A 13,306-nucleotide genomic window follows, 5' to 3' on the forward strand; every position below is an offset into this window, starting at 1 on the left:
TCCTCCTTGGTCACCCGGCGATATCGCGAATGGCGATTTCGCTCAAGATGCGTTCCAGCACCTGCTCGATGGACAACTCCGTGGAGTCCAGCTGTATAGCGTCAACCGCCGGTTTGAGCGGGGCGACTGCTCGCTGGGTGTCGCGCTCATCGCGCGCACGAATCTCATCTAGCAGACTCGACAGACTAACACCATCGACTTTTCCCTTCAACTGCAAGTAGCGACGGCGCGCGCGCTCCTCGGCACTTGCGGTGAGGAATATCTTCAGGGGCGCATCGGGAAATACCACTGTCCCCATGTCGCGCCCATCGGCCACCAGCCCCGGCGGTTCCTGAAAAGCTCGCTGACGCTGCAACAGCGCGTCGCGCACGGCCGGCAGCGCCGCAACCTGGGAGGCCCAGGCGCCGACCTGCTCGTTGCGCAAGTCGTCGGTGACGTCATCACCTTCCAGAATGATGCGTTGCGGATGACCTTCGGTCGCTCCGACGAATTGCACATCCAGATGAGCCGCCAGCAGTTTCAGCGACTCCTCATTGGTCAGGTCGACACCATGATTGCGCGCGGCAAAAGCCAGCAACCGGTACAAGGCACCGGAATCCAGCAGGCACCAGCCTAGGCGCTTCGCCAGAATCCCGGCAACGGTGCCCTTGCCCGAGCCGCTTGGCCCATCGATGGTGATGACTGGCGCCTTGATGTTCACGACTGGGCCTCTTGCGCAACACGAATGCCGACCTGAGCGCACAACGCAAGGAAGTTCGGGAAGGACGTGGCAACGTTGGCGCAGTCATGGATGCGGATTGGCGCATTGGCACGCAATGAAGCCACGCTGAAAGCCATGGCGATACGGTGATCACCATGCCCGTGCACTTCGCCGCCGCCAATCTGGCTGCCATCGATGATGATACCGTCCGGCGTCGGCTCGCACTTGACACCCAGGGCCAGCAAACCATCGGCCATCACCTGGATGCGGTCGGACTCCTTGACCCGCAACTCTTCGGCGCCACGCAGCACGGTACGCCCTTCGGCGCAGGCTGCGGCAACGAACAGCACCGGGAATTCGTCGATCGCCAGCGGGACCAGCTCTTCCGGAATCTCGATCCCCTTGAGCTTCGCCGCACGAACCCGCAGGTCCGCCACAGGCTCGCCGCCGACCTCACGCTGGTTTTCCAGGCTGATATCAGCCCCCATCAGGCGCAGGATATCGATTACCCCGGTACGAGTCGGGTTGATGCCAACATGCTCGAGCACCAGTTCGGAACCTTCGGCGATGGACGCAGCCACCAGGAAGAAGGCCGCCGAGGAGATATCCGCAGGCACTTCGATATGGGTCGCCTGCAGCTTGCCGCCGGACTCGACCGAAGCCGTGGCGCCGTCGACCGCTACCGGGTAACCGAAGCCGCGCAGCATGCGCTCGGTATGATCGCGGGTTGGCGCAGGCTCGGTCACAGTGGTCTTGCCTTCGGCGTACAGGCCAGCCAACAGCAGGCATGACTTAACCTGGGCACTGGCCATTGGCATGGTGTAAGTCAGGCCCTTGAGTTTGTGACCACCACGGATGGTCATCGGCGGACGCCCTTCCGCTGCGGTTTCAATGACTGCCCCCATCTCGCGCAGCGGATTGGCTACGCGATTCATCGGACGCTTGGACAGCGATGCATCGCCCGTCAGCACGCTATCGAAACTCTGCGCGGCCAGCAGGCCGGACAGCAGGCGCATCGAGGTGCCGGAGTTGCCCAGGTAGATCGGCCCCGGAGCCGGCTTCAAGCCATGCAGGCCGACGCCATGAATGGTCACGCGACCATGGTGCGGACCTTCGATCACCACTCCCATGTCACGGAAAGCCTGCAGCGTCGCCAGGGCGTCTTCGCCCTCGAGGAAGCCTTCGACTTCAGTAGTACCGTCAGCCAGGGAGCCGAGCATGATCGAACGGTGAGAAATCGACTTGTCGCCTGGTACACGAATCCGCCCAGTCAGGCGGCCACCAGGATTTGCCAGGAAAATCAGGTTATTGGAGTTCATAGCGTCCACATAGGCCCGACGGGCCAGGATTTTACTGAAATGCTCGCGAGCAACCCGGGCGCGAGTGAATACGCCCAACAACTGGTGCCCATCCCCTGCATCGACCGCGTCGCGCAAGGCGTCGAGGTCGTTGCGAAATGTATCGAGTGTGCGCAGGACAGCTTCGCGATTGGCGAGGAAGATGTCGTGCCACATGACCGGGTCACTACCGGCGATTCTCGTGAAATCACGGAAACCGCCCGCAGCGTAGCGGAAGATGTCCAGATTTTCACTGCGCTTGGCCAACGAATCGACCAGACCGAACGCCAGCAAGTGCGGCAGATGACTGGTCGCCGCCAGCACTTCATCGTGGCGCTCGACCTGCATATGCTCGACATCCGCCCCCAGCTCCCGCCAGAGTTTGTCGACCACCGCCAGCGCTGCCGGATCGGTCTGCTCCAGCGGCGTCAGGATCACTTTGTGGCGACGGAACAACTGGCCATTGGCGGCTTCCACCCCACTCTGTTCGGAACCGGCGATCGGATGCCCCGGGACGAAGCGCGGCGGCATGCCGCCAAAAGCCTCGGTCGCTGCTCGCACCACATTGCCCTTGGCGCTGCCGACATCGGTCAGGATCGCCTGCCCCAGATCCATGCCTGCCAGAATCGCCAGCAACTTTTCCATGGCCAGAATCGGCACCGCCAGCTGGATCACATCAGCGCCCCGGCACGCCAGCGCCAGGTCTTCTTCACAGCGATCCACCACACCCAACTCAACGGCCAGCTTGCGCGATTGCGGATCGAGATCGACACCGACCACTTCACGACATACGCCACTTTCACGCAGGCCCTTGGCAAAGGAACCGCCGATCAGTCCCAGACCGACCACCACCAGGCGACCGATCATAGGCACCGCAGGTTGCACTGGAATGACATCAACCACGAGCCAGAACCTTGGCCAAAGCCTCGAGGAAACGGGTGTTTTCAGCCGGCAGGCCAATGGTCACGCGCAGGTGATTCGGCATGCCGTAGTTGGCCACCGGACGCACGATCACCCCTTCACGCAACAAGCCCTGGAACACCGGTGCGGCAATCCGCCCGACATCCACCGCAATGAAGTTGCCCCTGGAAGCGATCCAGCTCAGGCCCAGTTCCCGGAAGCCGGATTCCAGCTGCTGCATGCCCGCCTCGTTCAAGCGACGGCTCTCGGCCAGGTAATCGGTATCCTCCAGCGCCGCACACGCCGCCGCCAGGGCCAGGCTGTTGACGTTGAAGGGCTGGCGGACGCGATTGAGCACATCGGCAACGGTCGGAGCCGACAAGCCATAACCCACGCGCAACGCAGCCAGGCCGTAGGCCTTGGAGAAGGTTCGCGAAACCAGCAGGTTCGGATAGGCCGCCAGAAAATCCAGGCCATCCGGCAGGTCGCTGCCTTCGGCGTATTCGATGTAAGCCTCGTCCAGCACCACCAGTACATGAGCCGGTACGTCCTGGAGGAAATCGTCCAGCGCCTCGGCGCTGAACCAGGTGCCGGTCGGATTGTTCGGGTTGGCGATAAAGACCACCCGGGTATCGGCATCGACGGCCTGCAGCATGGCCGGCAGGTCATGTCCCCAGTCTTTAGCCGGAACCACACGGGCTTCGGCCCCCACGGCCTGGGTAACGATCGGATAGACCGCAAAGGCGTGTTCGCTGAACACCGCATTCAGGCCAGGCGCCAGATAAGCGCGGGCGACCAGCTCCAGGATGTCGTTGGAACCATTGCCCAGGGTGACCTGCGCCAGCTCGACGCCACAGCGCTCGGCCAGCAGGGTCTTGAGCGCAAAGCCATTGCCATCCGGGTAACGGGTCAGCTCGGCCAGCTCTTCGCGTATCGCCGCCAGCGCCTTGGGGCTGGCGCCCAGCGGGTTTTCATTGCTCGCCAGCTTGACGATTTTCGCCGGATCGATATCCAGCTCGCGTGCCAGTTCGTCCACGGGCTTGCCCGGAACGTAAGGCGAAAGTTGTTGCACGCCCGGCTGTGCCAGAGCGAGGAAGTCGCCACTCATTGTTAAAGCCTCAGAGAACCGCTTTCGGGTAGGAACCCAGCACCTTGAGTGCCACTGCTTCCTGACTGATCTTTTCCAGCACACCCTTGATCAATGGATCGCGGTGGTGGCCGACGAAGTCGATGAAGAACACATAGGTCCACTTGCCGCTGCGCGAAGGCCGGGTTTCGATACGCGTCAGATCGATACCGTTGTCATGGAAAGGCACCAGCAGCTCATGCAGAGCGCCGGGCTTGTTGCTCATGGAAACGATGATCGAGGTCTTGTCGTCGCCGGTCGGCGGCACTTCCTGGTTGCCGATCATCAGGAAGCGCGTGGAGTTGTCCGGGCGATCCTCGATTTTCTCGGCTAGACGGGTCAAGCCATACAGGCTCGCCGCCATATCGCCGGCGATGGCCGCCGAGTTCCACTCACCCTTGACCCGCTTGGCCGCCTCGGCGTTGCTGGAAACCGCCACCCGCTCGACATTCGGATAATGGGCATCCAGCCACTTGCGGCACTGCGCCAGGGACTGGGCATGGGAGTAGATGCGGCTGATGCTGTCGGTCTTGGTGTTTTCACCAACCAGCAGATGATGGTGGATACGCAGCTCGACCTCGCCGCAGATCACCATGTCGTGCTCCAGGAAACTGTCGAGGGTGTGGTTGACCGCACCCTCGGTGGAGTTTTCCACAGGCACCACGCCAAAGTTCACCGCTCCCGCCGCCACCTCACGGAACACTTCGTCGATCGCCGCCATTGGCTTGCTGATCACCGCGTGACCGAAGTGCTTCATGGCCGCGGCCTGGGTGAAGGTACCTTCCGGACCGAGGTAAGCCACTTTCAGCGGCTGCTCGAGCGCCAGGCAGGACGACATGATTTCACGGAACAGCCGCGCCATCTCTTCGTTGCCCAACGGCCCCTGGTTGCGCTCCATCACCCGCTTGAGCACCTGAGCTTCACGCTCAGGACGATAGAACACCGGCACTTCGCCTTCGGCCAGCGAGGCCATCTTTACTCGCGCGACTTCCTGGGCGCAGCGCGCGCGCTCACTGATCAGCTCCAGGACTTTCTCGTCCAGAGCGTCGATGCGCAGGCGAAGTGCCTTGAGTTCTTGCTCAGACATTAGCCGTGTTCCTTCTCGAACTCTGCCATGTAGGCCACCAGCGCGTTGACCGCATTGATGTCGACAGCGTTGTAAATGGAGGCGCGCATGCCGCCTACCGAACGGTGCCCCTTGAGGTTCAGCAGGCCGCGCGCGTCGGCGCCGGCCAGGAACGGCTTGTCCAGACGGTCATCGGCCAGGCGGAACGGCACGTTCATCCACGAGCGGTCCGACTTGTTGATCGGGTTGCTGTACAGGCCGCTGGCGTCGATGAAGTCGTACAGGGTGCGCTGTTTGACGTCATTGAGCTTGGCGATGGCTTCCACCCCACCCTGCTCCTTGAGCCACTCGAACACCAGACCGGACAGGTACCAGGCCAGAGTCGGCGGAGTGTTGTACATCGAGCCGTTGTCCGCCGCGACCTTGTAGTCGAGCATGGTCGGGCACAGCGCGCGCGCGCGACCCAGCAGGTCCTCGCGAACGATATTGACCAGGATGCCGCTCGGGCCGATGTTTTTCTGCGCGCCGGCATAGATCATGCCGAAACGGGAGATATCCACAGGGCGCGAGAGGATGTCGGAAGACATGTCGGCCACCAGCGGAACGTCGCCGGTTTCCGGGATCCACTGGAATTCCAGGCCGCCGATGGTTTCGTTCGGCGCGTAGTGCACGTAGGCCGCGTCTTTCGACAGCTGCCATTCGTTCTGGCCAGGGATGGCGAAGTAATCGTAAGGCTTGGCGGTGGCAGCCACATTGACATGGCCGTAGCGCGAGGCTTCTTCAATGGCTTTCTGCGACCAGATACCGGTGTCGATATAGTCGGCCGTGCCATTTTCCGGCAACAGGTTCAGAGGGATCTGAGCAAATTGCTGGCTGGCGCCGCCTTGCAGAAACAGCACTTTATAGTTCGAGGGGATATTCAGCAGATCACGCAGATCCTGCTCGGCCTTGGTGGCGATGGAGACGAACTCATCGCTGCGATGGCTCATCTCCATGACCGACAGGCCCTTGCCATGCCAATCCAGCAATTCGGCCTGGGCACGCAACAGGACAGCTTCAGGTAGCGCAGCGGGACCTGCGCAGAAGTTATAGGCTCGTTTGCTCACATCCACTCTCGCTATGCATTCACGGTAGCGGACAGAGCAAACACTCTGCCCTGCTACGATTTATTTAGTCTTGCGACTCTTCTTCGCCCGCGGCGTCAGCCTGCTGGCCTTCGACGGCATCATCCGCGTCGGTCGCCGCATCCAGCACGGCGCCCTCGAGCACCTCGCCATCCTCGTCTTCCAATTCGTCGCCTTCGACTTCCGACGGCTCCTGAACCCGCTCCAGGCCTACCAGCGTTTCGTCGCTGGCCAGCTTGATCAAGGTCACACCCTGGGTGTTACGGCCCAGGCTGGACACTTCATCGACCCGGGTGCGCACCAGGGTGCCCTGGTCGGAAATCAGCATGATTTCCTCGCCGTCGAGCACCTGGACCGCTCCGACCAGGCGGCCGTTACGTTCGTTGCTGACCATGGCAATAACGCCTTGACCGCCACGCTTGTACTCAGGGAACTCGGTGATCGCCGTGCGCTTGCCATAACCACGCGCCGAAGCGGTGAGGATCTGGCTGCCTTCTTCCGGAATCAGCATGGAGATCAGCTTCTGCCCTTCCGGCAGACGCATGCCACGCACACCACGGGCGGTACGGCCCATGGCACGAACGTCGGACTCCTTGAAGCGAGTCACCTTGCCACCATCGGAGAACAACATGACTTCGCGCTCGCCATCGGTGATCGCGGCGGAAATCAGCACATCGCCCTCGTCCAGTTCCAGCGCGATCAGACCAACGCTGCGCTGACGGCTGAAGGATTCCAGCGGGGTCTTCTTCACGGTGCCGTTGGCGGTCGCCATGAAGATGTAGTGACCCTCGGTGTATTCCTCGACCGGCAGCATGGTGGTGATGTATTCACCGTCATCCAGCGGCAGCAGGTTAACCAGCGGACGACCACGGGCGGCACGGGAAGCCTCGGGGATTTCGTAGGTTTTCAGCCAGTAGACCTTGCCCTTGCTGGAGAACAGCAACAGCGTGGTGTGACTGTTGGCCACCAGCAGGTGAGCGATGTAGTCCTCATCCTTGACGCCGGTTGCCGACTTGCCTTTGCCGCCACGACGCTGGGCCTGGTACGCGGCCAGCGGCTGGGTCTTGGCATAGCCGCCGTGGGAAATGGTCACGACGCGCTCTTCTTCCGGGATCATGTCGCCCAGGGTCAGGTCGAGACGGGCATCGAGGATCTCGGTGCGACGCACATCGCCGTATTCGGCGCGAATCACTTCCAGCTCTTCGCGGATCACTTCCATCAGGCGCGTGGCGCTGTTGAGGATGCGGATCAGCTCGCCGATCTGGTTGAGGATCTCCTGGTACTCGGCCAGCAGTTTTTCATGCTCGAGGCCGGTCAGGCGGTGCAGACGCAATTCCAGAATGGCTTGCGCCTGCTCTGGCGACAGGAAGTACTTGCCGTCGCGCAGACCGTATTGCGGATCGAGGTTCTCCGGACGGCAGGAATCCGCGCCGGCACGCTCGACCATGGTCATCACCGCGCTGGATTCCCAAGGCGTGCTGATCAGCGCTTCCTTGGCTTCCGACGGGGTCGGCGAGGCCTTGATCAGGGCGATGACCGGGTCGATGTTCGACAGGGCAACGGCCTGGCCTTCGAGAATGTGACCACGCTCACGAGCCTTGCGCAGTTCGAACACGGTGCGGCGGGTCACCACTTCACGACGGTGACGCACGAAGGCTTCCAGCAGGTCCTTCAGATTGAGGATCCGCGGACGACCGTCGATCAGCGCAACGATGTTGATACCGAACACGCTCTGCAGCTGGGTCTGGGCGTAGAGATTGTTGAGGATCACCTCCGGCACTTCGCCACGACGCAGCTCGATCACTACGCGCATACCGTCCTTGTCGGACTCGTCGCGCAGCTCGGTGATGCCTTCGAGCTTCTTCTCCTTGACCAGCTCGGCGATCTTCTCGATCAGACGCGCCTTGTTCAGTTGGTAAGGCAGCTCGGTGATGACGATCTGCTGGCGGCCACCGACCTTGTCGATGTCCTCGATGATCGAGCGGGCACGCATGTAAATACGCCCGCGACCGGTACGGTAGGCTTCGATGATGCCTTCGCGACCATTGATGATCGCCGCCGTCGGGAAGTCCGGGCCCGGGATGTGCTGCATCAGCTCATCGACGGTCAGCTCCGGGTTGTCGATCAGGGCCAGGCAACCGTCGATGACTTCGCCGAGGTTGTGCGGCGGAATGTTGGTCGCCATGCCCACGGCAATACCGCTGGAACCGTTGACCAGCAGGTTGGGGATCTTGGTCGGCATGACCGCGGGGATCAGCTCGGTGCCGTCGTAGTTCGGCACCCAGTCCACGGTTTCCTTGTGCAGGTCGGCCAGCAGCTCGTGCGCCAGCTTGGTCATGCGCACTTCGGTGTATCGCATGGCCGCCGCGTTGTCGCCGTCGACCGAACCGAAGTTACCCTGGCCGTCTACCAGCAGGTAGCGCAGGGAGAATGGCTGGGCCATACGAACGATGGTGTCGTACACCGCGGTATCACCGTGCGGGTGATACTTACCGATCACGTCACCGACAACACGGGCAGATTTCTTGTACGGCTTGTTCCAGTCGTTACCGAGCTCGCTCATCGCGTACAGCACACGCCGGTGCACGGGCTTCAAGCCATCGCGCGCATCAGGCAGTGCCCGCCCGACGATTACGCTCATCGCGTAGTCGAGATAGGACTGTTTCAGCTCGTCTTCGATATTGACCGGGAGGATTTCTTTGGCCAGTTCGCCCATGAGAAGCCTGATTCCTTTTTCTGGTGAAACTTCGTCACATCCATATGGGACGAACGAAGCTCGCCGCTGCAGGCCTAGTGCCATGCACCGACTTACGACAAATCAACAAGTTATGCCATGGATTTGCGCAGTGAAGGCGGTCACTTCGGACCACCTTGGAAACCGCCGGATGTTATCACAATCGCCGCCACGCACCTATCCCCCTGATGCGCATGGAGCATAGTTAGTTGACCGGTGACAGGCTGATAAGAGACGAGAGAAGCTCAGAGGCTGATTTCGCGCGTAAATGCGGTTTTTTTCCCGGACTGACGACCACCCCACGGCAGCCGTCAGCGAAACCTTTTGCAAAACGATCTCAGTGCAAGCGCTTGCGGCACATCAATTGGGCCATTTTCGCGGTATCGGGACGCTCGACTATGCCTTTCTCGGTGACGATGGCGTCGATCAGGTCCGCCGGGGTGACGTCGAATACCGGGTTATAGGCCTCCACATCCGCCCCTACCCGCTTGCCGCCGACCTCGAGCAACTCCTTGCCATCACGCTCCTCGATCGGAATGTCTTCGCCACTGGCCAGGGCCATGTCGATGGTCGAACTCGGCGCGACCACCATGAAACGCACGCCGTGGTGCATTGCATTGACCGCCAGCTGATAGGTGCCGATCTTGTTCGCCACATCGCCATTGGCGGTAATGCGGTCGGCGCCAACGATCACCCAGGTCACGCCCTTGGTTTTCATGATGTGCGCGGCAGCGGAGTCGGCATTCAAGGTCACCGGGATGCCCTCGTTGGCCAGCTCCCAGGCAGTCAGCCGCGAGCCTTGCAGCCAAGGACGGGTTTCATTGGCATACACCCGCTCGACCATACCTTCGATAAAGGCCCCGCGAATCACCCCCAGGGCCGTTCCGAAGCCGCCGGTCGCCAGGGCGCCGGTGTTGCAGTGGGTCAGGATGGCCTGGGCATTGCCCTGATGCCGGCGAATCAGGTCGACACCCAACTGGGCCATGGTCAGGTTGGCTTCGCGGTCGCTTTCATGAATGGCCAGGGCTTCCGCCTCCAGCACCGCCAGCGGGTCGGCGTGGCCCTTGAGGCGCTCCAGGCGTTCACGCATGCGGTTCAGCGCCCAGAACAGGTTGACCGCGGTCGGACGCGAGTCGGCGAGCAGTGCGAAGTCTTCTTCCATCGCCGCCTGCCAGTCACCACCGACGGCAAAACGCGCGCGCGCCGCCAGGACCACGCCATAGGCTGCGCTGATACCGATCGCCGGCGCGCCACGCACCACCATTTCGCGAATGGCCTGCGCGACGGCAGCCGCGCTGGTGTAGGCAATCCAGCTTTCCTCGAAGGGCAAAATACGCTGATCGAGCAGATACAGGGCGTCATCCCGCCAATCGATGGCCTTCACCTTCTCCGCTGCCAACAGTCGATCGCGCATCCCTCACCCCGCACTCATGAACAAAAGCCGCCGATTATAGCGATCCCCCGGCGAAGACGCTCGGGTATACTTCGCCATCCTCCACAAACGCCCTGGAACCGATCTTCGATGCCGAACCCTGTCGTTGCGCTCGACCTACTCCTGTTGCCGACCTGGCTGGTGCCTGTTGAACCGGCCGGCGTGGTGCTCAAGGAGCACGGCCTGGGTATCCGCGACGGCCGCATCGTGTTCATCGGCCCGCGCGCCGCGGCCTTGAAGCTGCAGGCTGCCGAGGTCCGCGAGTTGCCGGGCATGCTGCTCAGCCCTGGTCTGATCAACGCCCACGGCCATGCGGCGATGACCCTGTTCCGCGGCCTGGCCGACGATCTGCCATTGATGACCTGGCTGGAGAACCACATCTGGCCCGCCGAAGCCAAATGGGTCGATGAAGCCTTCGTCCGCGACGGTACCGACCTGGCCATCGCCGAACAGCTCAAAGGCGGCATCAGCTGCTTTTCCGACATGTACTTCTTTCCGAAGGTTGCCAGCGAGCGCGTGCACAACAGCGGCATTCGGGCGCAGATTGCCATTCCAGTCCTCGACTTTCCGATTCCGGGCGCCCACAGCGCCGACGAGGCCATCCGCCAGGGCGTCGAGCTATTCAGCGACCTCAAGCATCATCCGCGCATCAAGATCACCTTCGGTCCCCACGCGCCCTACACGGTCGGCGACGAAAACCTGGAGAAGATCCGGATCATTGCCGAAGAGCTCGATGCCTCCATTCATATGCACGTCCATGAAACCGCCTTCGAGGTGGAACAGGCCGTCGCCCGGCACGGCGAGCGGCCCCTGGCCCGCCTGGCGCGACTGGGACTGCTCGGGCCGCGCTTCCAGGCCGTACACATGACCCAAATCAGCGATGACGACCTGGCTTTGCTGGTAGAAACCAATAGCAATGTCATTCATTGCCCGGAGTCGAACCTGAAACTGGCCAGCGGCTTCTGCCCGGTGGAACGGCTGTGGCAGGCTGGCGTCAATGTTGCAGTAGGCACCGACGGGGCCGCCAGCAACAACGACCTGGACCTGCTCGGCGAAATCCGCACCGCCGCACTGCTGGCCAAGGCCGTGGCAGGCTCGGCCACCGCCCTGAATGCCCACCAGGCGCTGCGCATGGCCACCCTCAACGGCGCGCGGGCCCTGGGCCTGGAGAGCGAGATCGGCTCGCTGGAACTCGGCAAGGCCGCGGACCTGGTGGCATTCGACCTGTCCGGCCTGGCACAGCAACCGATCTATGACCCGGTTTCGCAGCTTATATATGCCACCGGCCGCGATTGCGTGAAACACCTTTGGGTCGCCGGCAAGCAATTGCTCGACGACCGGCGCCTGACGCGCCTGGACGAACAACAGCTGCACGCCACGGCGACAGCCTGGGGCCGGCGTATCAGCGGCCATACCGAATAGCAGGAACCCTCGAGCCCGGCTCGAGACCGACAGCCAGAATTTTCCAGATTCAGAGGATTACCCATGAGTAACGTCGACCACGCCGAAATCGCCAAATTCGAAGCCCTCGCCCATCGCTGGTGGGACCGCGAGAGCGAATTCAAACCGCTGCACGATATCAACCCGCTGCGGGTCAACTGGATTGACGAGCGCGTCAACCTGGCCGGCAAGAAAGTCCTCGACGTCGGTTGCGGCGGCGGTATCCTCAGCGAAGCCATGGCCCAGCGCGGCGCCACGGTAACCGGCATCGACATGGGCGAGGCCCCGCTGGCGGTGGCACAACTGCATCAACTGGAGTCCGGGGTGAACGTCGAGTATCGGCAGATCACCGCCGAAGCCCTGGCCGAGGAAATGCCCGAACAGTTCGACGTCGTCACCTGCCTGGAGATGCTCGAGCACGTACCGGACCCCTCCTCGGTGATCCGCGCGTGCTTTCGCATGGTCAAGCCCGGCGGCCAGGTGTTCTTCTCCACCATCAACCGCAATCCAAAGGCCTACCTGTTCGCCATCATCGGCGCCGAATACATCATGAAGCTGCTGCCGCGCGGCACCCATGACTTCAAGAAATTCATCCGGCCTTCCGAGCTGGGCGCCTGGAGCCGTGACGCCGGCCTGACCGTCAAGGACATCATCGGCCTGACCTACAACCCGCTGACCAAGCACTACAAGCTGGCCGCCGACGTCGACGTCAACTACATGATCCAGACCCTGCGGGAGGAATAAGCCCATGCGTATCAGAGCAGTTCTTTTCGACATGGACGGCACCCTGCTCGACACCGCGCCGGACTTCATCGCCATCTGCCAGGCCATGCGCGCCGACCGCGGCCTGGCGCCGATCGCGGACAAACATATCCGTGACGAAATCTCCGGTGGCGCCCGGGCGATGGTCGCCGTGACCTTCTCGACGGACCCGGAATCCCCGGGTTTCGAGGAGCTGCGCCTGGAGTTTCTGGAGCGTTACCTCAAGCATTGCGCGGTGCACAGCAAACTGTTCGACGGCATGGCCGAGCTGCTGGCCGATATCGAGAAAGCCAATCTGCTCTGGGGCGTGGTCACCAACAAGCCGGTGCGCTTTGCCGAGCCGATCATGCAGCAGCTGGGCCTGGCGGAACGTTCCGCCCTGCTGATCTGCCCGGATCACGTAAAGAACAGCAAGCCCGATCCGGAGCCGTTGATCCTGGCGTGCAAGATGCTCGACCTCGACCCGGCCAGCGTACTGTTCGTCGGCGACGACCTGCGTGACATCGAATCGGGCCGCGACGCAGGCACCAGGACCGCCGCCGTGACCTACGGTTACATCCATCCGGACGACAATCCCAAGCATTGGGGCGCCGACGTGGTGGTCGACCATCCGCTGGAACTGCGCCAGGTCCTGGACCAGGCGCTGTGCAGCTGCTGATCGGCCCAGGCTTTCGCTTCTGATTTC

The 13,306-nt window shown here is 62.2% G+C and carries 10 protein-coding genes; 3 read left to right on the plus strand and 7 right to left on the minus strand.

The window, feature by feature from the left end:
• Positions 1 to 10: 10 nt before the first annotated feature.
• The 7 genes from cmk to mtnA all read right to left on the minus strand — a co-directional run bounded on the left by cmk (position 11) and on the right by mtnA (position 10,401).
• Positions 11 to 700: a (d)CMP kinase gene (gene cmk, locus AC3RCP_RS23115; RefSeq protein ID WP_101338740.1), complete on the minus strand. Its 690-nt coding sequence runs from the start codon at positions 698 to 700 to the stop codon at positions 11 to 13.
• Positions 697 to 2,904 (minus strand): bifunctional prephenate dehydrogenase/3-phosphoshikimate 1-carboxyvinyltransferase, encoded by a 2,208-nt coding sequence (locus AC3RCP_RS23120; RefSeq protein WP_101338741.1) that lies wholly within the window; start codon positions 2,902 to 2,904, stop codon positions 697 to 699. The genes cmk and AC3RCP_RS23120 overlap by 4 nt, the downstream gene beginning before the upstream one ends.
• Positions 2,905 to 2,932: 28 nt before the next feature.
• On the minus strand, positions 2,933 to 4,045 hold the full coding sequence (gene hisC / locus AC3RCP_RS23125) for a histidinol-phosphate transaminase (RefSeq protein ID WP_492571820.1): 1,113 nt from the start codon (positions 4,043 to 4,045) through the stop codon (positions 2,933 to 2,935).
• Positions 4,046 to 4,055: 10 nt separating this feature from the next.
• The gene (gene pheA / locus AC3RCP_RS23130) at positions 4,056 to 5,150 is read right to left on the minus strand and encodes a prephenate dehydratase (RefSeq protein WP_009045010.1); all 1,095 of its coding nucleotides are present in this window, start codon (positions 5,148 to 5,150) and stop codon (positions 4,056 to 4,058) included.
• Entirely contained in the window at positions 5,150 to 6,235 is a 1,086-nt protein-coding gene (gene serC / locus AC3RCP_RS23135; RefSeq protein ID WP_025805551.1) for a 3-phosphoserine/phosphohydroxythreonine transaminase, read from the minus strand. Before serC ends, pheA begins: the two co-directional genes overlap by 1 nt.
• A 64-nt stretch (positions 6,236 to 6,299) precedes the next feature.
• On the minus strand, positions 6,300 to 8,969 hold the full coding sequence (gyrA, locus tag AC3RCP_RS23140) for a DNA gyrase subunit A (protein ID WP_007932208.1): 2,670 nt from the start codon (positions 8,967 to 8,969) through the stop codon (positions 6,300 to 6,302).
• Positions 8,970 to 9,324: 355 nt separating this feature from the next.
• Complete coding sequence (gene mtnA, locus AC3RCP_RS23145) at positions 9,325 to 10,401, minus strand: S-methyl-5-thioribose-1-phosphate isomerase (RefSeq protein ID WP_492571821.1); 1,077 nt, start codon at positions 10,399 to 10,401, stop codon at positions 9,325 to 9,327.
• Between the two features lie 108 nt (positions 10,402 to 10,509).
• On the opposite strand from mtnA, the gene AC3RCP_RS23150 reads away from it, so the two are divergent.
• The 3 genes from AC3RCP_RS23150 to mupP all read left to right on the plus strand — a co-directional run bounded on the left by AC3RCP_RS23150 (position 10,510) and on the right by mupP (position 13,279).
• Positions 10,510 to 11,841: a TRZ/ATZ family hydrolase gene (locus tag AC3RCP_RS23150; protein ID WP_087092376.1), complete on the plus strand. Its 1,332-nt coding sequence runs from the start codon at positions 10,510 to 10,512 to the stop codon at positions 11,839 to 11,841.
• A 63-nt stretch (positions 11,842 to 11,904) separates the two neighbouring features.
• A complete protein-coding gene (ubiG, locus tag AC3RCP_RS23155; protein ID WP_007932212.1) occupies positions 11,905 to 12,603 on the plus strand; it encodes a bifunctional 2-polyprenyl-6-hydroxyphenol methylase/3-demethylubiquinol 3-O-methyltransferase UbiG in 699 nt (232 codons plus the stop codon).
• Positions 12,604 to 12,607: 4 nt separating this feature from the next.
• Complete coding sequence (mupP, locus tag AC3RCP_RS23160) at positions 12,608 to 13,279, plus strand: N-acetylmuramic acid 6-phosphate phosphatase MupP (protein ID WP_101338745.1); 672 nt, start codon at positions 12,608 to 12,610, stop codon at positions 13,277 to 13,279.
• Positions 13,280 to 13,306 lie beyond the last annotated feature (27 nt).

This window comes from Pseudomonas sp. GW822-FHT05A08, from assembly GCF_058800485.1.

Coding starts and splice junctions, on each gene's coding strand:
- AC3RCP_RS23120 (WP_101338741.1), bottom strand. CDS start 2,904: ATGATCGGTCGCCTGGTGGTGGTCGGTCTGGGACTGATCGGCGGTTCC.
- hisC (WP_492571820.1), bottom strand. CDS start 4,045: ATGAGTGGCGACTTCCTCGCTCTGGCACAGCCGGGCGTGCAACAACTT.
- pheA (WP_009045010.1), bottom strand. CDS start 5,150: ATGTCTGAGCAAGAACTCAAGGCACTTCGCCTGCGCATCGACGCTCTG.
- gyrA (WP_007932208.1), bottom strand. CDS start 8,969: ATGGGCGAACTGGCCAAAGAAATCCTCCCGGTCAATATCGAAGACGAG.
- mtnA (WP_492571821.1), bottom strand. CDS start 10,401: ATGCGCGATCGACTGTTGGCAGCGGAGAAGGTGAAGGCCATCGATTGG.
- AC3RCP_RS23150 (WP_087092376.1), top strand. CDS start 10,510: ATGCCGAACCCTGTCGTTGCGCTCGACCTACTCCTGTTGCCGACCTGG.
- ubiG (WP_007932212.1), top strand. CDS start 11,905: ATGAGTAACGTCGACCACGCCGAAATCGCCAAATTCGAAGCCCTCGCC.
- mupP (WP_101338745.1), top strand. CDS start 12,608: ATGCGTATCAGAGCAGTTCTTTTCGACATGGACGGCACCCTGCTCGAC.